The following is a 22,978-nucleotide window of genomic DNA, read 5'->3' as shown; positions in this document are numbered from 1 at the left end:
ATTAAGCTATATGTTATTTCTCTACTCCAAATTTGAATACACAATGGCTGTAATATTTTTCTCCTGGTTTAAGGATTACCGATGGCCATTGTGTTTTGTTTGGGCTGTCTGGATAATGTTGCGTCTCAAGACAAACTGAAGCACGCTGTGGATAAGCCACACCATTTTTCCCTTTTACCTCACCTGTAAGGAAATTGCCTGTATAAACTTGAATACCAGGTTCATTAGTGTAAACCTCAAGTGTTATGCCACTTGTAGGACTTGTAAGTTTAGCTGCAACTTTTGTATCGTTACCTTTTGTGGATAATACCCAGTTATGGTCAAAACCATTTCCGAATTTTATCTGTTCATTATCAAACGCTGTTACGTCTGGAGCTATTGTCTTAGGTGTGTTGAAGTCGAAAGGAGTTTCTTTAACAGCCATCATTTCACCGGTAGTCATGAATGTACTGTCTACAGGAGTGATGCTGTCTGCTGCTACGTAAAGGATATGATCAGTTGCAGGTTTTGACATGTCTCCACTAAGGTTGAAATATGAGTGGTTTGTCATATTGATAACTGTAGTTTTATCGGTTGTGGCGTCATATTTTATGTCTATAGCATTATCTGAAGTTAAAGTATAAGTAACATTTGCAGTTATGTTTCCAGGGAAATTGTTATCACCATCAGCTGATTTCATTGTAAGTACAATTGTGCTATCATTGGTCTGATTGGCCTCATAAACCTGATATTGCCAACCGGTAGGACCTCCGTGTAGGCAGTGACCGAAATTGTTTGTCGGAAGTTGAATTTCCTGTCCGTCAATGTTGATTTTACCTTTATTTATACGGTTTGCATATCTTCCTATGCTTGCTCCGAAATCACTTGGTATATTTTGATAATCATTAATATTATCGAATCCAAGAACAACATCTGTCATTTTCCCGTTTCTGTCCGGTACCATTATTGAAACAATTCTACCACCAAAATTCGTTACACAAACTTCCATTCCATTTTTGTTTGTGAGAGTGTAAAGATCCGTTTTTTTACTACCGTCAATTGTAGTCTCAAAATTACTTGGGTTAAGTCCTGACAGTGTAAGTTCTGCTTTCTTCTCTTGTGAGGTACATCCGCTTAGTATAATTACGGCAGTACCGATACTTAAAAATGACTTTTTCATGTTTCTCATTATATGTTTATATGGTATTGTCTTTTAAACGGTGTAAAAGTAACACTTATTTCTTTATCTTGTTCTTGTATAAATATGTTTTACAACATTGAAGTGTTTATTTTACACTATTTGTAGTAAAATATTATCATTTACTTGATAAATAAGATTATAAAAAGGCAGAGGATGTGTCTTTGAAGTGAGATAACATCTTGAATTTTAATAATTAATAGATTATTTCTCTGGAAAAACTGATTTTAGATGTATTTTTGTAACTTGAGAAGATTAAATTAATAATAGCTTATGATGATTTATATATCTTGTGCTAAGACAATGACAGAACGCACTAAAAAAGAAGTCCCTTTTACAACAACTCCTATGTTTTATGAAGAGGCAGCATGTAATATCAGAAGTTTATCGCAATTCAGCAGCAGTGAGATTTCCCGAATGTTGAGAATAAACTCAAAATTGGCGGCAGAGAATTATTTTAGATTTCAGAATTTCTTTTCGGAAGACAATAATGGATTACCTGCCATATTGTCTTACACAGGTATGGTTTTCAAACGTTTGTATGTAAATTATTTTACGGATGAGGATTTTAATTATGCACAGGAGCATTTACTTATTACATCATTTCTTTATGGATTGTTGCGTCCTTTGGATATTATAAAGAAATATCGTCTGGAAGGAGATGTACGATTGCCGGAGAGGGGTGGTATTACGATGTTTGATTTTTGGAAACCAGTATTGACAGATTTTTTTATAAATGAAATAAAGAATCAGGGAGGTATCCTTATAAATCTGGCAAGCAATGAGATGAAAGATCTGTTTGACTGGAAGCGAGTATGTCGTGAAGTAAATGTAATAACTCCGGACTTTTATGTATATAAGAATGGGAAATTATCAACTGTTGTGATTTATGCTAAAATGTGTCGTGGAGAAATGACTCGCTTTCTTTTGAAGAATAGGATAGAGAATCCTGAACAGATGAAGTTGTTTGAATGGGAGGGATTTTGTTTTAATGAAAAAGAGAGTACAAATAACCATTTGGTGTTTACTATGGGGTGATATTCGTTTAAATACTATTCAAAACCTTTTTAAAAGGTTTTGTAAGATGTTTATGTACATAAAAAATCCAGGTTAATGTATCTTATTCAGATGAATTAACCTGGAAAATTATTTTTAAATAGAAACGTATGTCGAATGGTTTATTCTTACTTTATACCTATTCAGTCTGTTACTGGAATCAGTTTTATTTTTATCGTTGTTTTTGAGTTTGCCTTAATGTTTACATTTGCAGTCACACGGCAAGAACCCGGATTTGGCGTGTCATAATCATGGTCAGGAGTGTTATCAAGAATCTTGAATGAAGCCATTACTGGTGATTCGATTACCATACGCAGACGTTTACCTTCTTTATTAAGTTCCAGATTCCTGTCATCAATAATTTTTGGAGATGCTGTAGTAAACATAGTCCAGCGAACATTGGCATCTTGTTCGCCTGTTCTGAGTTCGTCGGTAATAGTTAGATACTCATTATTGTTCAATACTATTTTTCGTACGGCCTTTTTTAGGTTACCGGCAAATAGAGGAGACAGATCGAGTTCTGCACCTAGTTGGGATTTTTTGTTTATTATTTTATTTATAGGTACGAAAGCATCTGCTATATGTTTTTCTTCATTTACAGTTAGTGTATTATGCACAAAATTATTATATCTGAATACATCCCAACGTTGTCCCTTCTGGCTGCTGTCCCATAAGTTCACACCTTTCTGTTCAAGAGAATTGTATTCCTGCATTCCCATGTCTTGAGCCCATCTGACTCCCATGGCTTCGAATACAAATGAACCGGCATCCATGTGACCATGACTTTCTTTTGCTTTACCGCCTTTTATGCCAAGATAACATCCTTTACCATATTCCCAATTCGTCCTTACAAGGACTACCGGGGTTTTTCCGTTGCCATACCATATATTTTCTTTCGGCTGTTCAATCTTGTTAATATCAATATGGGAACCATATATGAGCGAAAGAGGAAGAAAACGTTCTTCTTCAGCTGTAAAGCGTGAATTATTGTCCCTTAAAAACTCTATTTCATTCCATAATAATGAAGGATCATTCTGATGATCAGCAAACCAGAATTGTGCTGGGAATGCCTGTTTAGTTTCACGAGCATCACTGAAGTTGAATGCCAGTCCCGTTGTACCTGCCATATATAGCATATACTTTGAGGATTCCATGAAACCAGGGTAGTCACAAAGTCCAGCGTCAGTGTTCAGGGCAGATTCCAAAGCTGCAATAAGAAATACATTAAAAGTTGTACCATATCCCCAGTAATTGTATCCCTCAGGATAGTTGCCGTCAGGAGCATATCCTTTCACACAAGTGCCTAATGTCTGTAAAGCTCTTTCAATCATGAAAGAAGAATCATCCTGTGCTTCTTCGAAAATTGATAATGCTCCCAGTACCATACCGGCATTGCATACCTGATTCCAATTGTTGGAAGATTTCAGGAACCAGTTATAGCGTTTGTCTTTTGAAGGTACAAACCCTTTACTGATTATGGATTCCTTTATCATTTTTTTGCTGTCATCCCGCAAGCAATCAAACAGCCAGTCATATCCTATAGCCAGAGCCAAAGTCATTTCTCCCACATCAAGAAAATGTGAGGGGTTCCAGTCGTCGAACATGCAAATAGCTCGCATTTCCTGTTCTGCCCTTAAGGCATAGATTCTTTCATTTGTCATTCTATATGAAAAAGACAGATAAAATATTCTTTTGATAGCTTCGCGAGAAACAGATAACAAGCGTCTTCCGGTCATCTGATGTTTAAGCGTTGGTGTGACTAGATAATTATCAGATTGATCTACAATATAATCATAAATACGTTTAAATTCCGGATGCATTTCAACAGCATTCATGATTCCTTTTTCACCACCTTTGTGGAGAAACAATCTTGGATGAGGATTAATGGTAGAATAATCAATAGAAACACTTTGTTGGTTTTGTGAATTTACTATGATACAACATAGTAACATTAATGATAGTAACAGATATTTTTTCATACGTAAATATTAAGCGTCCTACACATAAAGTAGGACAGGTTTATACTAAAATTGATATAAAACCGAGTGTTTTGACAAAAGAAAGATTAGCATTCATGAAAACACAAATGCGGCTATTATACGATGACAAATAGCAACAGCTAAGAATTTAAAAGTTTCATACACGTGTACATAAGTCACAATCTTTGGCGCTTAGCTGTTGAGACCAATTTCATTTTCGGACTATGGTAATTCCAGTAAAAGTCGGCCTTTGGTCTGTATTGTTAATTGGGTGTTACTGCTTGTGGAACTTTAGTAAGCGAGACATTGTATCCAAGCTTTTTAAGTTCGGAAGACAAATATACCTTGCGTTTCTGCTCTATCTTGGATTGCATATATTGTGCACCAAGCTCATGGTAACGGGCTCCCGTACTCAGTATAAGATAAACGGATATCAACTGAGAATGTCCCACTGCAATCAAGGCACGTTTTTTCCCTCTGCGGGCAGCTATACGATGGTATCTCTCACTGAAAAACGTATTCTTTGTACGGGTCGCAGCCCATGCGGCTTCTGTGATTACCGCCTTTACCTGTTTGTTTCCGTGAGTGATTCGTGCGCTTTTTTTGCCAGCACTCTCGTTGTTACCCGGAGAAAGACCGGCCCAGGACGAAAGATGCTTTTCTGAAGGGAAGTGGGACATGTCAAGACCTATCTCAGAAACCAGATCCTCTACAACCTTGGTGCTAAAACCGGGAATCTCCCTGAGAAGTTCAAGGACATTCTCGTACTTGGACAACAGTCTCTTTATACATTCGGACAAATCATCAACTAAAGTCTGAGTCTGGTCTATATCCTTTCGGATTATCTGAAGAAGATAAATGTGATGCTCTTCAACAAAACCGGTACACGCTTCCAACAACTCTTCCGGACTGGCTGACAGTTTTCAGTGGTAAACTGACTTTATATCATCAAGAGTAAGGACTTTACCTTCACAAAGCATATCAATAAGAGAAGTAGCTGTCGTACCGCTTGTATTGCTTACTACACCTGAAAGCTTGATGTTGCAGTCTTCAAGAATACGCATCATACGGTTCTTCTCTGAAGCTATCTGCTGAATAAGCTTGTTCCGGTAGCGAGTCAGGTCACGAAGCTGACGCTGCTCCTTGGGAGGAATATAGCTCGGCTTGAGAAGACCTGCCAAAAGAAGCTTGCAGATCCATTCGCTGTCCATCTTGTCTGTCTTGTGACCCGGAACATTCTTAATGTGACGGGCATTGACTATCCAGACATTGGGAATGGAATCTTCAAGTACCTTATAAACAGGTTTCCAGTAAACACCGGTACTTTCCATTGCCACATGCGTTATACCATTGGACAATAGCCATTCTTTCAATTCATTCAAAGAACTCGTGAAGGTTTTGAATGAGCGGGTATCACATTGGATGCCTACTCCGTCTATTGTCGCCACCACAACCTTCAGATGGACGTCGATACCGCAAGCACGCTGTATCAACTGAGGGAATGTCACTTCTGCCATAACTGATACATTTGTTACACTATACAAAGGTAACTTCAGCTTGACTATTTACATTCTCTTTGGCGTGATTTTTTTATCTCATGGGAATTTCATTTGAAATAACATTTAATGAGGAATGGATTATCTTCTTCAGTACAATTCTTAATTTTGTCAAGTTCATTTTTATTCAATATATTCCTATAAGCATTCAAGTCCTCATACGATGCTATTGATAATAAAAAATCATCGCAAAAATACATTGGATTTAGAATAATACCTTCTTTTGTTTCACGGAAGAAGAAACTTTTACCATCAGATTTCCTATAAAATAAGTGTTTTCTGCCTGTTGGGGTAAATCCATAGACAATCATAGTATAGTAATATTTGTCAGTTTGCCTATTTCCCACAAAACAATAAGGAATGGTTTTTCTTTCCAGTAAATCCATAAGTTCGTTCCTTTCCTGTATGTTCCCTTTTTCTTTTAATGAAAATCCAAAATCTTCTATCAAATAGTTTTCACTACCGAAATCCCATTGGTAAGCTACTTGTATATTGTTTAGACTGAACTTGTAAACCTGATGTTGGAAAGGACGTGAAAAAAACAATTCTTCTCTATATTTATGGAAAGCTCGTGGGTATAGAAACATTGTATTAGGATTTCCTTTCCAATATTCTCGAACACATTGTAACGAGTCTTTTGATATTAAGCTTATTCCACTTTCTTCATCGCTTATAGGAAGTGTCCATGTTACGAAGTAATTTTCATAATCCATTATAGCCTGATAGTTTGATTTCTCAGGAAGCTGCAAACGTTTGATGAAATCTCCTTCAGAGTTGTATACAAATATTTCCTGAAAAGGTGATAGAAGACAGATATTTCCGTTCCGTGAATCATTTATAACATCATATACTTCCCTGTATTCACCTACTCCTTCTCCTCTTTTACCTACTTGCCTTATAAACTTCCCGTCTTTATCGAATAGAAACAAGGCATTACGTTTATGATCAAATACTTCGTAATGTTCGTTCGTACACAATACCTTATCAGGAAAGATAAGTAGACAAGAATCGTTCGTTTCCAGAGGAATAATTTCAAGTTGTTTGAACAAGTCCTTTATTGAAACCTCCTGTTTTTCCAATGATACTTTCAGTAAAGGATAATCACTTTTTCTTTCCTTCTCTGAACATGAACAAAATAATAGTAGCAATATGCAAAAGGTTGTTATATTCATTTCATTTTGTATTTAATTTTAGAACTGAGGCTAAAATACATTGTTTTAGGCAAAAAAGCAAATAGTATTGTTTATTTCTAAAAAAATATGTGGACATTACTTGTAACAGTTTATCATTAGTAATTAATGATTATACTATTATACGATTTGGATGAATAATAATATATTTTGCTTATAGAAGTCAATTACATTTTCTGCTTGTCACTTTTTATTCGTATTTTTGTATCCGTTAAAAAAAGGATAGGAGACTATATGTTGTCGGTGAAACCTCAGTTTTTGATTGGTGCTGCTGCTTCAGGAAGCGGAAAAACTACGTTTACGATGGGATTATTGCGCGTTCTCAAAAGAAAGGGAATGCGTGTACAACCGTTTAAATGCGGTCCAGATTACATTGACGGAAAATTTCATACAATAGCCGCTGGAAGGGAATCTGTAAATTTAGATACTTGGATGGCTTCTGAACGTCACGTGGGTGAGGTTTATTTTCATTACGCTGAAGACGCGTCGGTGTGTGTGGTTGAAGGTGTGATGGGCCTGTTCGACGGTTATGACAGAATGAAAGGAAGTAGTGCGGAGATTGCTGCATTGCTGAAACTGCCTGTTGTGGTGGTTCTTAATGCCCGATCTTCAGCATATACGGTTGCCGCTATATTGTATGGATTGAAGAATTTTATGCCTGGTGTGGAAGTGGCAGGAGTAGTATTCAATCAAGTGGGTTCGGCCTCACATTATTCGTATCTTAAGGCTGCCTGTGACGATGTGGGCATGGTCGATCTTGGGTATTTACCCAAAGTCTCTGATATAGAGATTCCCTCAAGACATCTTGGACTGACTATAGGAAAGGAGAATGAAATAGATGCATTGTCCGACAAGGTGGCGGATATGATAGAACAGTATGTGGATGTGGAACGTCTGCTGGAGATTTCTTCCCGCTCATTGGATACAAAAGGTGTAATCTCAGATGTTTTGATTGAAACAAACGGCGGTTATGACCGTCCGAAAATAGCCTTGGCAAAGGATGCCGCTTTCAATTTTATCTATAAGGAAAATATTGATGTTCTTTCAAAGAAAGCAGATATAGTGACTTTCAGTCCTCTGGCAGGTGATGAATTGCCTCAGGCTGATTATGTATATTTGCCGGGCGGATATCCGGAATTTTTTGTCGGAGAACTTAGTGATAATATACGGCTGGGAGAGCAGTTGAGGTCTTTTGCCGGGAATGGAGGACGTATTTTTGCCGAGTGTGGAGGTATGATGTATCTTTGCAGGAAACTTGTAGCACAGGAAGGAGTTTCGTATCCTATGTCGGGAGTGTTGCCTTTTGAATGTACTCTGGAAAAAATGCGTCTGCATTTGGGATACCGTACGGCTGATTATCGCGGAATGCGGCTTAAAGGGCATGAGTTTCATTATTCATCTATCGTAGAACCGGACATGTTGCCTTCCGATGTATGCCAGTACAATGTGAAAGGTTCGGCTGTGGATACACCTCTGTATCGCTATAAGAATGTGATAGCCGGATATACACACTGGTATTGGGGCGAAAATGATTTCTTTAAACTTTGGGATTGAAAAAGGATTGGATTATGAGAAAGATATATACACGGACGGGTGATGAAGGAATGACAGGTATCCACGGTGGAGAACGTGTACCGAAAGATGACATCCGCATAGAGGCTAACGGTTGCCTTGACGAACTGAATACACTGTTCGGCATTATACGAAGTATGCTTTCTGAAACTGACGAATGGCAGGAAAAGCTTTATTTTATACAGCGCAACATGATGATAGTGATGAGTCATGTGGCCACACCTTCTGCAATCAGGGACAGGAATCCTAATGAACTGCCTCAGGATTTGGACAAGTTTTGTGAAGATTGGATGGACGAAATGATGCCTCAGATTGAGGATAACGGATATTTCATCCTGCCGGGAGGTACACCGCTGGCAGCCCAGTTGCAGTATGCAAGGGCAGTAGCACGCAGGGCAGAGCGCAGGCTGTGGACCCTTGACCGTTCTGATGCCGTGCCGCGCGAGATCCTTCGGTTCATAAACCGGTTGTCGGACTTGCTTTTTGTCATGGCCAGGTTCGAGATGCAAAGGCAGCAATGGCAGGAAGAAAAATGGTTGAAATTTTCTTACAAAAGAAAGAAAAAAGATTCTGATCAATAATAATCAAACTTAGAAATCAATGACTATACATATCAAACGATTACATCCTTTGATGCTGGCGGGTACAGGCAGTGATGTGGGTAAAAGTGTTCTGGCAACGGCATTGTGCAGGATTTTCCTGCAGGACGGTTATTGTCCGGCTCCTTTCAAGGCACAGAATATGGCTCTCAATTCGTATGCTACTCCCGAAGGGCTGGAGATAGGCAGGGCGCAGGCTGTACAGGCGGAGGCTGCAGGCGTGCCGTGTCATACGGATATGAACCCTCTGCTGCTGAAACCAAGCTCGGACCATACATCGCAAGTGGTATTGAACGGGAAGCCTATAGGTAACCGCAGTGCGTACGAATATTTCCGCAAGGAGGGAAGGGACGAGTTGCGCCGTGAGGTATGTGCCGCTTTCGACAGACTGGCGGCGCGTTATAATCCTATAGTGATGGAAGGTGCGGGAAGTATCTCCGAAATTAATCTTAGGAATACGGATCTTGTCAATATGCCGATGGCAAGGTATGCCGATGCGGATGTAATTCTAGTGGCTGATATCGACCGTGGCGGTGTGTTTGCCAGTGCTTACGGCTCTATTGCACTGCAGTTGCCGGAAGACCGTAAGCGCATAAAGGGAATAATAGTAAACAAGTTCCGTGGTGACTTACGCCTGTTTGAATCTGGTGTGAAAATGATGGAAGAGACTTGCGGTGTGCCGGTGCTTGGCGTGATTCCTTATTATAAGGATATCTATATAGAAGAGGAGGACTCTTTGGAATTGCAGCAGAAACAGCGTGCGGCAGTAAGCGGAAAGGTCAACATAGCGGTCGTACTGTTGCGTCATTTGTCAAACTTTACTGATTTCAATCGTTTGGAGCGGGACGAGCGTGTAAATCTGTATTATACCAATAATACCGAGGAGATAAGCAAGGCTGACATAGTGATATTGCCTGGAACAAAAAGTACTCTGGATGATTTGCTGGAGCTGCGCCGGAACGGGGTGGCCGAGGCTGTAGTCAGGGCGGCACGAAACGGAGCAACCGTTTTCGGTATCTGTGGAGGTTATCAGATGATGGGACTGTCTGTAGAAGATCCGGACGGCGTGGAAGGAGGAATAAGCCGTTTGCCGGGACTTGGACTGTTGCCTGTTTCTACTGTCATGCAGTCGGAAAAGGTTACACGCCAGACTGAATTCAGATTTCTGGATAAGGACGGAGATACCTGCAAAGGATATGAGATTCATATGGGACAAAGCAGTATATCGGCTGACAGCGATGCAGTTCCTTTGAATTATCTGCAGGATGGAACAGCCGAAGGATGGAGAGTGGGAGAGAAATGTTTTGGTACGTATATGCATGGAATATTGGATAATGAAGCTGTTGTCAATTATCTGTTGGCGCCTTATACAGACATTGAAAAAGGAAATATATCCGATTATCTCTCATTTAAGGAAGAACAGTATGACAGACTGGCTGCTCATGTTCGTTCGCACATAAATATGCCATTGTTGTATAAAATACTTTCAGATAATGATTAAAGGACACGGTGATGATATTTTTCAGTACAGGAATGGAATCCGTATGAATTTCAGCTCGAATGTTTATGGAAATGTTTCTCATGACGGGCTTAATGCTTATTTGTGCAGTGTGATATCATGCATACGTTCTTATCCTGAACCGGAGCCATATTCTCTGGAAAGATTGTGGGCGGAGCAACTGGATATTGTGGATGCTTCGATTTGTGTCACAAACGGAGCTACCGAGGCTATTTATCTTATAGCACAGGCTTTTAGGAAAAGCCGTTCGGTAATCCTGATGCCTACATTCAGCGAATATGCCGATGCGTGCAGGTTGCATTCGCATGAAATCATAAAGGCTTATTCTTTTGAGCGGATGGATATTTCCGGTTGCGACATCTGCTGGATATGTAATCCTAACAATCCTACGGGGAAAGCCGCGGATGTGGATGAGCTCCGTAAGATGATAGTCAATAATCCGGGATGCCTGTTTGTAATAGACCAGTCGTACGAGGCGTTTACTGCAGTCCCGTTATTGTCGGCCAAGGAAACTGTTATGTTGCCGAATGTGCTGTTGCTTCATTCCATGACAAAGCATTTTGCCATTCCGGGGCTAAGGTTGGGTGGGGTTACCGGAAATCCGGAACTGATAAACCGCTTGAAGAAGTGCAAGATGCCGTGGTCTGTCAATGCTTTGGCTATATCGGCAGGCCATTATCTGCTGACTCATCATGATGAGTTTGAAATCGATTTATCTGCGTTGCTCCGTGAAAAAGACCGTGTGGCTTCTGCTCTGGAGATGACTGGGGAGATGGATGTCATGAAATCGGATACTCACTATATGCTTGTGCGCCTGAAAAAAGGTAAGGCTTCGGAACTGAAAACTTTCCTGGCAGTGGAAAAAGGAATCTTGATTCGTGACGCTTCGAATTTTGATGGACTTGACGAACGTTTCTTCAGGATTGCCGTACAGATGCCTGAAGAAAATGATGAACTGATTAATTGTATTAAAGAATGGATTTGCATACGTTGAATGTTTTGTTGCCATTGCTGGCGGGAGTAGTGTTGGACAAGTTGTTGGGCGACCCTCTTTGGCTACCTCATCCTGTGGTAGGTTTCGGAAATATGATTCGCTTTTTCGAACATAGACTGAATAGTGGACGTTTCCGCCGCATCAAGGGAGCGTTTACGGCATTGCTGCTTATTGCTGTTGTTTTTGTGGTGTCCTACTTTCTCCTGAAATATGTTTTTTCATATAGCAACTGGGCTGGTGTGGCTATTTCGTCAGTCGCGGTGTTCTATTGTCTGGCAGGAAAGACATTGATAGACGAGGTCAGGATGGTGTTCGATGCTATGGAAGTGTCGCTTGAAAAAGGCAGGAAGCAGGTTGCACGTATTGTAGGCAGGGATACAAACGAGCTTGACGGTCAGGAAGTACGTGCCGCTGCATTGGAAACCTTGGCTGAAAATCTGAGTGATGGGGTGATTGCTCCGTTATTCTGGTTCATGCTGCTGGGGGTACCGGGCATGCTGACGTACAAGATGATAAATACCCTTGATTCGATGATAGGGTACAAGAATGAACGTTATCGTCTGTTTGGGTATTGTGCGGCAAAGATTGATGATATCGCCAATTTTATACCGGCACGTATCACCGCTTTTCTGATGGTAATGGCTTCCGGACATCCGTCGCTGTTGAGGTTTGTGCTTCGTTACGGACATGAACACGCTAGTCCTAATTCCGGTTATCCGGAAGCTGCGCTTGCCGGTATCTTGAATTGCCGTTTCGGGGGACCTCACAATTATTTCGGGGAGCTGGTGTATAAACCATTTATCGGCAGTAACAACCGTCTGTTTGTACGCAAGGATGCTGATGTGGCTATCCGTATAAACAGGATTTCGGAAGTTTTTATGATTATCATTGTTGCCGCCGTGATTTATATCTCGTCAGGGGCTCTTCCTGTATAGTAGTCTTGGTATCAGAACTTCGTTTCTACGATTTCACCATAAGAGGGCTGTTTGCTGAATCCGTTCTCGAATGTTGCCATACCGGCATAAATCATAGCGCATACTATACTTCCGCCGTGGGAGAAAACTACGGTTTCGTTTTCATCCTTTTTAAGAATGTCGTCAATAAAGGCTGATATTCTGGAATATTGCATTTCCAGAGACTCGCCGTTAGGGGCTGGTAGATGGATGTAGTCGTCGAACCACTGGGACAGATATGGATCATCTATTTCGTCATAACGCTTCATCTCCCAGTCGCCGAAATTCATTTCCATAAGCCGTGGGTCATGGACAGCTTCCTTGAAGCCGCAGAAACCGGCAAGCCGTGTGCAGCGTGAGAGTGGACTTGTATATGCTTTCTGGAAAGAGTATTTCTTCAGCTGTGCGGCGCACTTTGATGCCTCTTCTTCAAATGAAGCTTTTAACGGTACATCGGTCTGACCGTAACATGTTCCCGGAGTTACTTCCGGGGCGGTATGTCTCACCCATACTATTTTCTTCTTTTTTCCTGTACTCATCGTATTTCGGTTTTTATCGGATCAATCCTGAAACTATTGCAATGGAGAACCACATTGACAGTTCACATATCAGAAATGACGCTCCGCAACAGTCGCCTGTATATCCACCCAATCGTTTCCTTAACAGGTGTTGTATATAGATAAATACTAGTATCGGAACCGGCAGTGTAATAAAGAAACTGTGGGGCATGAAAACAAGGGGAAGCAGTCCTCCGATGGCTGATGCTGTTTCTTCCTTATAGTTTTGTCTTGAGTATATAACCTTGGCTTTGCTTTCTTCTTCTTTACGGGCGTAAGGCAGCAGCCATAATATGTGACTGCATACGAATTTACAGAAAGAATCGCTGCATAGCAGTATAAACGGAGTGTATGACGGATTTATGGAACTCAGGAGCTGGTATCCCAGAAGATAGTATATGATTAATCCCAGGACACCGTATGTACCGATATGGGAGTCTTTCATAATCCTGAGAGTACTCTCTCTGTCTCTTCCGCCTCCAAAGCCGTCAAAGAAGTCGGCAAGTCCGTCTTCATGCAATGCTCCGGTTATGAGAAGACGGACTGTAAGCGCCGTTATTACCGCTATTGAGATCGGAAGTATCTGGCTGACACCCCAGAAACATATCGCCGTGATACCGCCCGTGAGCCATCCGCTGAAACTCCAATAGCTGACTACATGTTTGAAGCATTCGTCCGGTACGCTTTTGATTTTCCAGAACGGCAGACGGGTGAAGAATATAAAAGCAGCAAGAATCTGATTCATTCCGATAGTCTTTTTTTAGTCTTTAGAGTTTAAAAGTATTTTGTTATAGACGCTTTTTTGAATGAGTCCATCTCATTCAGCATTCTGACAGCAGAATCTACTATAGGGTAGGCACATACGGCTCCGCTTCCTTCGCCCAGACGAAGATTGAGATGAAGCAGCGGTGATGCCTTGAGATGCTCCAGCAGAATACGATGGCCGGCTTCATCTCCCTGATGTCCGAAAATGGCGTATTGCAAAACATCAGGATAAAGTTTTGATGCTGCCAGTATGCAGTTGCTCATAATGAATCCGTCAACAAGAATAATCATCCTAAGTTCAGCGGCTTTAAGCATTCCTCCTACAGCCATTACCATTTCGTATCCTCCAAACCGGCAAATTATTTCTTCGGCAGTGTGCTCTCCCTTGAAATTGTCCTGTGCCTGTTTCAAGACCTGATATTTGTGCTCTATACCTTTAGCCTGCAGTCCTGCCCCGGCGCCGATACATTGCTTTAATGGTATATTTGCGAAAGATGACATCCAAAGCGATGAGGCTGATGTGTTTGCTATACCCATTTCGCCGAAGCTTACTATGTTACATCCTTTGTTATAGGCCATTTCCACACATTCAGCTCCTCTCTCTATGCACAGTTCCATTTCTTCTTTGGTCATTGCTGCCTCATGAAGATAATTGCGGGTACTCTTTCTTACCTTCATGTTGATTATTCCACGTTCGTAAGGCAAGTCATAATCTACTCCGGCATCTACCAGCATCAGTTCAAATCCATGTTGTCGGCACAGAAAGTTTATTCCTGCACCACCATCCAGAAAATTATATAGTTGCTGCCAGGTTATTTCTTTGGGAGAGACGCTTACTCCTTCTTCCACTATACCGTGGTCGCTGGCAAACAGGATGTTGTATGGATTGCTTAAACGTGGAGAAAGTGTATGCTGGATCATGCAGATTTGTTTGGCGAGCTCTTCGAGTCGGCCCAAAGAACCTTTAGGTTTCGTAAGATTGTCTATTTTGTCGATGACTTCCTGCTCAAACTGCAGGTCGTCTATTGGTTTGATATTAAACTTTTTCATATTCTGATTCTTTTTATTTTATTTTCATAGGAATACCGCTCACCATGAATATCACTTCATCGGCTTTCGTCGCTACATACTGGTTTGTAAATCCTTGTACATCTGTGAATTTACGCTGTATCTCATTCTCTGATATACCTCCTAGACCTATCTCGTTTGTCACGAAAATGAATGTCGCGTCCTGATCGGTAAATTTGTCGAACTCTGCTTTTATTGAGTCCAGTGTTTTTTGGACATCCTGATGCTTGAAGAAGTAATTAGTGCACCAAAGAGTGATACAGTCTATCACAACAACCCTTCCTTCCAGATTGTGCTTGCTTAATTCCATTTCTTCCTCTATATTAGTCCACTCCGGACCGCGGTTTTGCTGATGGCGCAATACGCGCTGGCGGAACTCCTCGTCCCATATCTTTGCTGTGGCAAGATAGACAGGTCTGTCCGTAAGCTGATGTGCCAGTTTTTCAGCGTATGTACTTTTGCCGGAGCGTTGTCCTCCGGTTACCATAATAATTCTTTTCATTGTTTTTTTGATATGATCATGAGTGAAAAGTATGGAAACTTTTTGTCTTTTATAATGTCGGTATCCGATGTATAGAATTCGTTTTCCCTGCTTATATTCTCGAAATAATGAAACTCAGCTTCAGGATTTTGGGTTATCGCTTTGTGGACAGCCTCTTCGCAAAGTGGCAGTTTCATGATGACCACAACATAACCTGAATTGATTTTATCGGTAAGTTCTTTTTCTGAGATTATTCCGGGTACTACCAGTAATCTTTCTTCCTGTTTTACCAGACGAATACCTGCCACAGGACCGGCTGCTATGAATGCAGGTACTCCTGCTATCCGCGTTACCTGTAAACCTTTTTCTTTGAGAAGCTCATATAAATACTGTATTGAAGCATAGAAGCCAGCGTCCCCTTCGGCTGCCACCGCTATCTGCATATTGTTTTTGTAGCACTTTTCTATATCGTCCGCCAGATCCTGATATACTTTTATCGCCGCATCCCTGTTTTTGCTCATGGGCAGTGTAAATGTCTTGATTTTATCAGCGTCTATACCCAATGCCTGTAGGGTGACGGACGAGTGTGAACTTTTTGTACCGGATGGAGTCATTGTGGCAGGACAGTAAATAAATGACGCTTCCTGTAATGCTTTCAATCCTTTTATTGTAATAAGCTCAGGATCTCCTGGACCAAGTGATACGAATTTGATGACTTTTTCAGATTGTTTCATATTGCCGATATGATGTTTTTCTTTTTTGAGGATGCTAAGATAATATCTTTTTCCTTTTGTTGTTGTATTTTCATACATTTTCTATTTGGTAGCTTCGGTTATAATATCTACCTTTGCGGCGATATTGGTTCATTGCTTGACAAAAGCGTGATGAAAAGGGAATCAGGTGAAAGTCCTGAACAGACCCGCTGCTGTAAGTTTCATAATGATTTTCAGGAATTCTATATGCCACTGTCTATTGAACGGATGGGAAGGCTCCTGAAAAGAAACAAGTCAGAAGACCTGCCGGTATCTTAAATAGTTTTTTATGCTTTCGGGAAATAAAGTATGAAAACATCGAGTTGGAATTTTCTTTGTCCGTTCGGGATTTATGGAATCCTCTTTCTCTTTGTATATATATGTTTCTCGTAGGTGTACGGTAGTTATACGATGAATTAGAGGTATTTATGAAACGTCTTACGTTTGTCTTTTTGGTATTGTTTATAATTTCCGGTATTACGGATGGAGTTGCACAGGTTTTTGTGACACTTTCCGGAAAAGTAACATCTTCTGACGGTACTCCCGTGGTGCAGGCGACACTTGCGGTAGAGGGTACTTCTTATGGCACTTATTCAGATGATAACGGAAATTATTCGCTTTCTCTTCCTGAAGGTAAATATACACTGGTCGTTTCTTTCGTAGGTTTCAAAAGTCAGAGAAAGAATATAGAACTTCGCGGAAAAAAGTCTGTGGATTTTATTTTGCAGGAAGATGCGGTAGGCTTGAAGGATGTGGAGGTATATGCCAAGAGTAAATCACAGAAACTCCGTGAAAGTTCGTTTGCTGTAAATGCGCTGGATGTAAAGCCTATAGTAAATTCTTTGAATAACCTTAATGAACTCGTGAACCGTGCATCGGGTATAAAGGTGCGCCAGGAGGGTGGTGTAGGTTCCGATTTCGATTTGTCAATAAATGGAATGTCAGGCAACTCAGTACGTTATTTCATTGATGGTGTTCCTCTTGAAACAAAAGGTTCTGAAGTGTCTCTTGCCAATCTTCCTGTCAATATTATAGACCATATAGAGATGTACAAAGGTGTTGTACCTTCATATCTGGGTTCGGACGCTCTTGGTGGTGCGATAAATATAGTCACAAAGAAGGAAAAAAAGAATTATCTTGATGTGTCTTACGGAGTCGGTTCTTTCCATACACATAAGGCTGATATGAATGCGCAAATAGTATTCCCGAAAAGCGGACTTATTGTGCGTCCTACGGTCGGAGTCAATTATTCCAAAAACGACTATATGATGAAGGGGGTAGAGGTATGGGATGAAAGCGTCAGGAAATACGTCCCTTCTGACCGTAAGCGTTTTCATGATGACTATTTCTCATTGCTTGCACAGGTTGAAGTCGGTGTCACCGGGAAGTCATGGGCTGATGATTTCTTTGTAACAGCATCATATTCAAAGGTAAACAAGGAATTGCAGACAGGTTCTATTCAGACAAAGGTTTATGGTATGGCAGAACGTAACGGTGATGCATATAACGTTTCTGCACAATACCGCAAGAAAGACTTCATCCTGAAAGGTCTGCAGATGCAGAGCATCCTTTCACATACCTGGGATCATTCACTTACTGTGGATACCGCATACAGGGTTTACGACTGGAACGGAGATTATATCGAGAGCTCACGAAATGAGATAACCGGTCGTGAAAAGTCATTACGCCACTATAAGCGTCCTACAACGATGTTTCGCTCAAACTGGGATTATCGTATAAACCAGCATCATTCCATTAATCTTAATTATCTGGTAAACAGAACAGGCAATGACAGATATGATGATGTTGATGACAGTTTTGTGCCGTCTAACGATATCGTCTGCAAACACATCATCGGGCTTTCATATCATCAGCAGTTCTTGCAGAATAAAATCGAGAATACTTTCTTCGTCAAAGACTATGTAAATCATCTTAATATTCGGCAGACAGATTTATACTGGCAGACCGGTTCGGATGAGGTTATGGGAAGCAATACAAACAATTATTGGGGATATGGAGTGGGAACACGTGTGAAATTCATTGAACCGGTGGCATTGAAGGCTTCCTTTGAACATAGTGTCCGTCTTCCTTTGGCCCGTGAATTGTTGGGTAACGGCTCCACCATATATGCCAATACGGCTTTGAACCCCGAAAGGAGTGATAATGTAAATTTTGGCGCTTTCGGTACGTGGCATTCTGCTACAGGACATTCTTTGTATTATGAGGTCAATGGTTTTATGCGTTTTGTTGACGATTATATCCAGGCTGTAGTTGCGGAAAAGGAAGGTATGATGCAGTATGAGAATGTACCGGCTGTACACATAAAGGGTGTTGAAGGAGAAGTGCGTTACAGCTGGAAGAGAAATTTGCAGTGTATGGCTAACATAAGCTGGCAGGACGCACGCGACCAGCGCAAATATAAGGATGACGGAAAACTCTCGGCTACTTACCTTAACCGTGTGCCTAACCGTCCGTGGTTGTTTGGAGCAGCAGAAGCAAACTATACTTTTTACGATGTATTATTAAAAAATAGCAGTCTTCGTTTGGGAACATCTTATCAGTGGGTACATTGGTATTTCCTGACATGGGAGGCATACGGTTCAAAAGAAAGTAAAGCTCAGATTCCGGCGCAGCATATATTCAATGCTGATATGACATATTCTCTGGAAAACGGGAAATATAACATCTCTGTAAGTTGTGACAATATCTTCGACAGGTTGGTATATGACCATTACAAATTGCAGAAACCGGGAAGATCGTTTTTTCTGAAATTCAGAATGTTCCTGAATTAATAATAATGACAAATACTATATAAAAAATCAATTAAAAAAATTTTGCTTATGAGAACAAAAACATTTTCAGTTATGAAATTCCTCAAAACGGGTATGTTTGCTACAGCTCTTTTTTCTTTTGTGGCATGTAGCAATGAAACACCTGGTGGGGGTGATGATAATCCAGGACTTAAAGGAAAAATCCATTTTGATATTTTCATGTCTGTAGGCGAACATGGCGGTATGGGTGGAGGAGAAAATACCATAGTGAAAAGCGTGGAGTCTCTCACTTCAGATCAGCCGATAATAGATATAAAAGGCTCGGGAGTGGAGCTGAATCCTTACACTATAGAACTTATTTCTAAAGGAAAGTATTATTATCAGGTACCAAGCAAGCAGACTCGCTTTACTAAGTTCCAGATTGTAAACAATAAGATTGAGATTGTTCAGGAACAGCCTTTTGTCGTGAATTCTTATACAGAAAGAAAATATACTCATGCGTGGCTTGACGATAAGACTTTGTTAGTCATGGCTGCCAATGGAGATGCTGACAAGATCATTTGGACAAAACTTAATGCAGATGATATGACTATCCTTGCGGAAGGAACATTGGATCTTCCTCTTCCTGCAGGTGCGGCTGTTTTCACTACAACAGGTATTCTTACATATAATGAAAAAGTCGGAAAACTTTACTATTTCTATTATGGAAAAGACAAGGCTGGCAGAAAAGGTGTTCCTACATCAAACTTCCTTACTGCTGTAATCAATCCGTCTGATATGAAGGTTGAGAGCAATAAGGTTAATACTTTGGCGGCTGAAATGGCCGGCAGCTCATACGGACAGCTTTTGCAGGAATGTGTGACATACGATGAAAATGGAAATCTTTATCTTGCAGCATTTACTAAGAATGAAGAAAGTGGTTTGGAAAAAGGGCAGTTGTTGCGCATAAACAAGGGTGAGTCTGATTTCGATCCTTCTTATGAAGGCTATCCAAATGCTGACGGTAAACTGTGTACAGTTCAATATCTTGGTAACGGCAAGGCTCTGACTTATGCCAGAAACCAGTCGGCAGATGTCGGTAGAGATACTTATAGCCTGTATTATTCAATTGTTGACCTTAAGACAGGAGAAAGAACCCCTCTGACATGTGACGGTAAGAAAGTAGGTTACAGCAGTGGCCGTTTCTCTCAGCGTTCTGTTGTAGTAGGCGGAAAGGCATATATTGGTGTCAACACAGAGACAAGCACTTGTATATATATATATGATATAGCTACAGGAACCACTGAAAAAGGTGCTGATATAGCTCAAGGTTATTATTTTGATGCTTTAAGAGTGGTGGAAAACTGATAAAATCACTAACTTTGCAACTATTAGATGATTATAGTACCAAAGTAAGAATGAATAAAAATAAAATAATAGTAGCAGGCATAGGCCCGGGCTCCGCGGAGGACATCACTCCGGCGGTAGTCCGGGCTTTAATGTGTTCGGATGTGGTTGTTGGATATAATTATTATTTCCAATTTATACGCCAATATCTGAAAGAGGGAGCAGAGTGTGTGGATACGGGAATGAAGCGTGAACGCGACCGTGCCCGTCAGGCTTTTGAACTGGCGGAACAAGGCAAATGCGTATGTGTTATCAGTTCCGGTGACTCCGGTATTTACGGAATGGCACCGCTTATCTATGAGATGAAACGCGAGAGGAACAGTGATGTGGATATCGAGGTTCTGCCTGGAATAAGTGCTTTTCAGAAAGCGGCAGCCAAGCTTGGTGCTCCTGTAGGACATGATTTCTGTGTCATATCCTTGTCAGATCTTCTTACACCATGGGAGAAGATAGAAAAACGCATACGTGCGGCAGCAGTAGCTGATTTTGTAACCGCTGTTTATAATCCAAAGAGTGAAGGCAGATACTGGCAGTTGCACCGTCTGAAAGAGATATTCATGCAGGAGCGCGATGCGAAGACTCCTGTGGGGTATGTCCGTCAGGCAGGACGTGATGAAGAGATTGTTAAGATCACTACTTTGGTAGACTTTGATCCTGAAGATGTGGATATGTTTACTGTAATCCTTATCGGTAACTCACAATCGTATGAGTGGTCAGGCAGGATGATAACTCCTCGTGGATATTATCAGAACGAGAAGCAGGACGCTGCAGGGATAGGTCAGGAAATAATGATGAACAGTTTCGCTACTATATCTAAGGAACTGAAAAATCAGGATCTTCCTCTCGGACACAAGTGGGCTTTGCTCCATGCCATTCATACTACAGCCGATTTTGAGATGGAGAATCTGCTCTACTCTGATGAAAATGCGGTAGAGACATTACATTCCTTAATCGTAAATGGAAAAATCCGTACAATAGTAACAGATGTTACAATGGCTGCGTCAGGTATCAGAAAACGTGCTCTTGAAAGGCTTGGGCTTGAAGTGAAGTGCTATCTGAACGATGAAAAAGTGGCGCTGATGGCATCCGAAAAGAATATTACTCGCACTCAGGCAGGAATACGTCTGGCGGTGGAAGAACATCCTGATGCATTGTTCGTGTTTGGCAATGCTCCTACAGCCTTGATGGAACTATGTTCTTTGATGCGTAAACATAAGGCACATCCGGGTGGTATTATAGCGGCTCCGGTAGGCTTCGTACATGTGTGCGAAAGCAAGTATATGGTTAAGACTTTCAGTGATGTTCCGAAATTGATTGTAGAAGGCCGTAAAGGTGGAAGCAATCTTGCAGCCACATTGGTAAATGCCATAATGACTTTTGATGATGCGGAATTGTTAAAACCGGGACGTGATGTGTAAACAGTTATTTCATATTATAGGAATAAGCGACAGTGACGAGATATACTTTTCTCCACAGGTAATGGATGTCATTTCCAATGGAAAGGTATTTTCCGGTGGTTTGAGACATCATCAGCTGGTAGAAAAATTCCTGCCCGAAGGTGCTTTATGGATAGATATAACCGTTCCTTTGGATAAGGTTTTCGAGAAATATGCTGAGCACAGCGAGATAGTGGTGTTTGCATCAGGCGATCCGTTGTTCTTCGGTTTTGCTAATACTGTGCAGCGTTTATTGCCTGAAAGCAGTATCCGTGTATATCCTACGTTCAACTCATTACAGATGTTGGCTCACCGCCTGCTGTTGCCTTATCATGATATGAGGATGGTATCGCTCACAGGCCGCCCTTGGAAAGCTTTTGATGCCGCACTCATATGTGGTGAGAAGATGCTTGGCGTATTGACAGACAAGGTCAAGACACCTGCTGCGATTGCAGCACGCATGCATGAATACGGTTATGACAATTACCGCATATATGTAGGAGAGGCTTTGGGCAATACTGTTTCAGAAAGAGTACGTGAGTTTACTGTAGAGGAAGCCATAAAAGCCGAATTCACATCACCTAACTGTATGATTCTTGTGCGCACAGAGTTGCGTCGCCGTCCGCTCGGAATGGATGAGTCGGAATTCTGTCTTCTTAACGGTCGTGTAAATATGATTACCAAGAGACCTGTGCGTCTGCAGACATTAAGTATGCTTGATTTGCAGAACCGCATCGTATTGTGGGATGTAGGCAGTTGTACAGGTTCAGTGTCGATAGAAGCTAAAAGCGCTTATCCTGACATTGACGTGATAGCGTTCGAACGTCGTCCTGAGGGTGAGGAACTTTTGAGGCAGAACAGCATTAGGTGGGGAGTGCCCGGAATACGTTTCATAGGCGGCGATTTCATGGAACAGGATTTATCGGAACTACCGCGTCCTGATGCCGTATTTATTGGTGGTCACGGAGGCAGGTTGCAGGAGTTGCTTCAGCGTATAGACGAGGAGTTGCTTCCTGGTGGAATTATCGTTTTTAATTCTGTGAGCGATGACAGCTTGCAGCAGTTTTATGAAGGAGTATCTAATATCGGACGTAGGGTGATAGAACGTATAAGACTTATTGTCGATACCCATAATCCAATCGAAATATTGAAAGCAGAATGAAAGAA

The 22,978-nt window shown here is 41.2% G+C and carries 20 protein-coding genes and 1 riboswitch; of the genes, 10 read left to right on the top strand and 10 right to left on the bottom strand.

The annotated features are described in order from the left end of the window. Positions 1-13: 13 nt before the first annotated feature. Complete coding sequence (locus Q0486_RS12895; RefSeq protein WP_299234045.1) at positions 14-1,168, bottom strand: aldose epimerase family protein; 1,155 nt, start codon at positions 1,166-1,168, stop codon at positions 14-16. A gap of 282 nt (positions 1,169-1,450) precedes the next feature. Between Q0486_RS12895 and yaaA the strand changes: the two genes are divergently transcribed. Beyond that, a complete protein-coding gene (gene yaaA / locus Q0486_RS12890; protein WP_299234042.1) occupies positions 1,451-2,215 on the top strand; it encodes a peroxide stress protein YaaA in 765 nt (254 codons plus the stop codon). A 161-nt stretch (positions 2,216-2,376) separates the two neighbouring features. Here the strand turns inward: yaaA and Q0486_RS12885 are convergent, their stop codons facing one another. From Q0486_RS12885 to Q0486_RS12870, 4 genes are all read right to left on the bottom strand, one after another. Continuing rightward, the gene (locus Q0486_RS12885) at positions 2,377-4,212 is read right to left on the bottom strand and encodes a heparinase II/III family protein (RefSeq protein ID WP_299234039.1); all 1,836 of its coding nucleotides are present in this window, start codon (positions 4,210-4,212) and stop codon (positions 2,377-2,379) included. 263 nt (positions 4,213-4,475) lie between these two features. Then, positions 4,476-5,108 (bottom strand): IS110 family transposase, encoded by a 633-nt coding sequence (locus Q0486_RS12880; protein ID WP_299234036.1) that lies wholly within the window; start codon positions 5,106-5,108, stop codon positions 4,476-4,478. A gap of 27 nt (positions 5,109-5,135) precedes the next feature. Beyond that, positions 5,136-5,729 carry an IS110 family transposase gene (locus Q0486_RS12875; RefSeq protein WP_299234034.1) on the bottom strand — a complete coding sequence of 198 codons (594 nt, stop codon included), beginning with the start codon at positions 5,727-5,729 and terminating at the stop codon, positions 5,136-5,138. 89 nt (positions 5,730-5,818) lie between these two features. Continuing rightward, positions 5,819-6,940: a 6-bladed beta-propeller gene (locus tag Q0486_RS12870; RefSeq protein WP_299234031.1), complete on the bottom strand. Its 1,122-nt coding sequence runs from the start codon at positions 6,938-6,940 to the stop codon at positions 5,819-5,821. A gap of 261 nt (positions 6,941-7,201) precedes the next feature. On the opposite strand from Q0486_RS12870, the gene Q0486_RS12865 reads away from it, so the two are divergent. Genes Q0486_RS12865 through cbiB form a run of 5 tightly spaced genes read left to right on the top strand, consistent with a single transcriptional unit; the run spans position 7,202 to position 12,577 of the window. Then, complete coding sequence (locus Q0486_RS12865; RefSeq protein WP_299234185.1) at positions 7,202-8,512, top strand: cobyrinate a,c-diamide synthase; 1,311 nt, start codon at positions 7,202-7,204, stop codon at positions 8,510-8,512. Between the two features lie 14 nt (positions 8,513-8,526). Continuing rightward, positions 8,527-9,111, top strand: coding sequence for a cob(I)yrinic acid a,c-diamide adenosyltransferase (locus Q0486_RS12860; protein WP_299234028.1), 585 nt, complete (start codon positions 8,527-8,529; stop codon positions 9,109-9,111). A 19-nt stretch (positions 9,112-9,130) separates the two neighbouring features. Further along, a complete protein-coding gene (locus Q0486_RS12855; protein ID WP_299234025.1) occupies positions 9,131-10,630 on the top strand; it encodes a cobyric acid synthase in 1,500 nt (499 codons plus the stop codon). Continuing rightward, positions 10,623-11,642 carry a threonine-phosphate decarboxylase gene (locus Q0486_RS12850; RefSeq protein WP_299234022.1) on the top strand — a complete coding sequence of 340 codons (1,020 nt, stop codon included), beginning with the start codon at positions 10,623-10,625 and terminating at the stop codon, positions 11,640-11,642. Before Q0486_RS12855 ends, Q0486_RS12850 begins: the two co-directional genes overlap by 8 nt. Beyond that, a complete protein-coding gene (cbiB, locus tag Q0486_RS12845; RefSeq protein WP_299234019.1) occupies positions 11,624-12,577 on the top strand; it encodes an adenosylcobinamide-phosphate synthase CbiB in 954 nt (317 codons plus the stop codon). Before Q0486_RS12850 ends, cbiB begins: the two co-directional genes overlap by 19 nt. A gap of 11 nt (positions 12,578-12,588) precedes the next feature. On the opposite strand, the gene cobC is transcribed toward cbiB, so the two are convergent. The 5 genes from cobC to Q0486_RS12820 are packed head-to-tail and all read right to left on the bottom strand — an operon-like array spanning position 12,589 to position 16,200. Further along, positions 12,589-13,134 carry an alpha-ribazole phosphatase gene (cobC, locus tag Q0486_RS12840; protein ID WP_299234016.1) on the bottom strand — a complete coding sequence of 182 codons (546 nt, stop codon included), beginning with the start codon at positions 13,132-13,134 and terminating at the stop codon, positions 12,589-12,591. 13 nt (positions 13,135-13,147) lie between these two features. Next, positions 13,148-13,897: an adenosylcobinamide-GDP ribazoletransferase gene (locus tag Q0486_RS12835; protein WP_299234012.1), complete on the bottom strand. Its 750-nt coding sequence runs from the start codon at positions 13,895-13,897 to the stop codon at positions 13,148-13,150. A gap of 29 nt (positions 13,898-13,926) precedes the next feature. Then, positions 13,927-14,967, bottom strand: coding sequence for a nicotinate-nucleotide--dimethylbenzimidazole phosphoribosyltransferase (cobT, locus tag Q0486_RS12830; protein ID WP_299234009.1), 1,041 nt, complete (start codon positions 14,965-14,967; stop codon positions 13,927-13,929). Positions 14,968-14,980: 13 nt separating this feature from the next. After that, complete coding sequence (gene cobU, locus Q0486_RS12825; protein ID WP_299234006.1) at positions 14,981-15,487, bottom strand: bifunctional adenosylcobinamide kinase/adenosylcobinamide-phosphate guanylyltransferase; 507 nt, start codon at positions 15,485-15,487, stop codon at positions 14,981-14,983. Beyond that, positions 15,484-16,200 carry a precorrin-2 C(20)-methyltransferase gene (locus Q0486_RS12820; protein ID WP_299234003.1) on the bottom strand — a complete coding sequence of 239 codons (717 nt, stop codon included), beginning with the start codon at positions 16,198-16,200 and terminating at the stop codon, positions 15,484-15,486. The genes cobU and Q0486_RS12820 overlap by 4 nt, the downstream gene beginning before the upstream one ends. Before the next feature lie 108 nt (positions 16,201-16,308). Then, positions 16,309-16,505, top strand: a riboswitch (cobalamin riboswitch). Positions 16,506-16,646: 141 nt separating this feature from the next. Between Q0486_RS12820 and Q0486_RS12815 the strand changes: the two genes are divergently transcribed. From Q0486_RS12815 to cbiE, 4 genes are all read left to right on the top strand, one after another. After that, complete coding sequence (locus Q0486_RS12815) at positions 16,647-19,010, top strand: TonB-dependent receptor (RefSeq protein WP_299234001.1); 2,364 nt, start codon at positions 16,647-16,649, stop codon at positions 19,008-19,010. A 72-nt stretch (positions 19,011-19,082) separates the two neighbouring features. After that, the gene (locus Q0486_RS12810) at positions 19,083-20,336 is read left to right on the top strand and encodes a hypothetical protein (RefSeq protein ID WP_299234000.1); all 1,254 of its coding nucleotides are present in this window, start codon (positions 19,083-19,085) and stop codon (positions 20,334-20,336) included. A 50-nt stretch (positions 20,337-20,386) separates the two neighbouring features. Next, entirely contained in the window at positions 20,387-21,793 is a 1,407-nt protein-coding gene (cobJ, locus tag Q0486_RS12805; RefSeq protein ID WP_299233998.1) for a precorrin-3B C(17)-methyltransferase, read from the top strand. Then, on the top strand, positions 21,786-22,973 hold the full coding sequence (cbiE, locus tag Q0486_RS12800) for a precorrin-6y C5,15-methyltransferase (decarboxylating) subunit CbiE (RefSeq protein ID WP_299233995.1): 1,188 nt from the start codon (positions 21,786-21,788) through the stop codon (positions 22,971-22,973). Before cobJ ends, cbiE begins: the two co-directional genes overlap by 8 nt. The last annotated feature ends 5 nt before the right edge of the window (positions 22,974-22,978 follow it).

This window comes from uncultured Bacteroides sp., from assembly GCF_937912035.1.
Classification (GTDB): domain Bacteria; phylum Bacteroidota; class Bacteroidia; order Bacteroidales; family Bacteroidaceae; genus Phocaeicola.
Note: the sequence above shows the minus strand (reverse complement) of the source record. Positions and strands in the feature narration are given on the sequence as shown.

Excerpts from the sequence above, each read along its gene's own strand:
- Q0486_RS12875 (WP_299234034.1), bottom strand. The coding sequence starts at position 5,729 with ATGGCAGAAGTGACATTCCCTCAGTTGATACAGCGTGCTTGCGGTATC.
- Q0486_RS12850 (WP_299234022.1), top strand. The coding sequence starts at position 10,623 with ATGATTAAAGGACACGGTGATGATATTTTTCAGTACAGGAATGGAATC.
- Q0486_RS12815 (WP_299234001.1), top strand. The coding sequence starts at position 16,647 with ATGAAACGTCTTACGTTTGTCTTTTTGGTATTGTTTATAATTTCCGGT.
- cobT (WP_299234009.1), bottom strand. The coding sequence starts at position 14,967 with ATGAAAAAGTTTAATATCAAACCAATAGACGACCTGCAGTTTGAGCAG.
- Q0486_RS12855 (WP_299234025.1), top strand. The coding sequence starts at position 9,131 with ATGACTATACATATCAAACGATTACATCCTTTGATGCTGGCGGGTACA.
- cobJ (WP_299233998.1), top strand. The coding sequence starts at position 20,387 with ATGAATAAAAATAAAATAATAGTAGCAGGCATAGGCCCGGGCTCCGCG.
- yaaA (WP_299234042.1), top strand. The coding sequence starts at position 1,451 with ATGATGATTTATATATCTTGTGCTAAGACAATGACAGAACGCACTAAA.
- Q0486_RS12820 (WP_299234003.1), bottom strand. The coding sequence starts at position 16,200 with ATGAAACAATCTGAAAAAGTCATCAAATTCGTATCACTTGGTCCAGGA.
- cobC (WP_299234016.1), bottom strand. The coding sequence starts at position 13,134 with ATGAGTACAGGAAAAAAGAAGAAAATAGTATGGGTGAGACATACCGCC.
- cobU (WP_299234006.1), bottom strand. The coding sequence starts at position 15,487 with ATGAAAAGAATTATTATGGTAACCGGAGGACAACGCTCCGGCAAAAGT.
- cbiB (WP_299234019.1), top strand. The coding sequence starts at position 11,624 with ATGGATTTGCATACGTTGAATGTTTTGTTGCCATTGCTGGCGGGAGTA.
- Q0486_RS12895 (WP_299234045.1), bottom strand. The coding sequence starts at position 1,168 with ATGAGAAACATGAAAAAGTCATTTTTAAGTATCGGTACTGCCGTAATT.
- cbiE (WP_299233995.1), top strand. The coding sequence starts at position 21,786 with ATGTGTAAACAGTTATTTCATATTATAGGAATAAGCGACAGTGACGAG.
- Q0486_RS12885 (WP_299234039.1), bottom strand. The coding sequence starts at position 4,212 with ATGAAAAAATATCTGTTACTATCATTAATGTTACTATGTTGTATCATA.
- Q0486_RS12810 (WP_299234000.1), top strand. The coding sequence starts at position 19,083 with ATGAAATTCCTCAAAACGGGTATGTTTGCTACAGCTCTTTTTTCTTTT.
- Q0486_RS12860 (WP_299234028.1), top strand. The coding sequence starts at position 8,527 with ATGAGAAAGATATATACACGGACGGGTGATGAAGGAATGACAGGTATC.
- Q0486_RS12835 (WP_299234012.1), bottom strand. The coding sequence starts at position 13,897 with ATGAATCAGATTCTTGCTGCTTTTATATTCTTCACCCGTCTGCCGTTC.
- Q0486_RS12870 (WP_299234031.1), bottom strand. The coding sequence starts at position 6,940 with ATGAATATAACAACCTTTTGCATATTGCTACTATTATTTTGTTCATGT.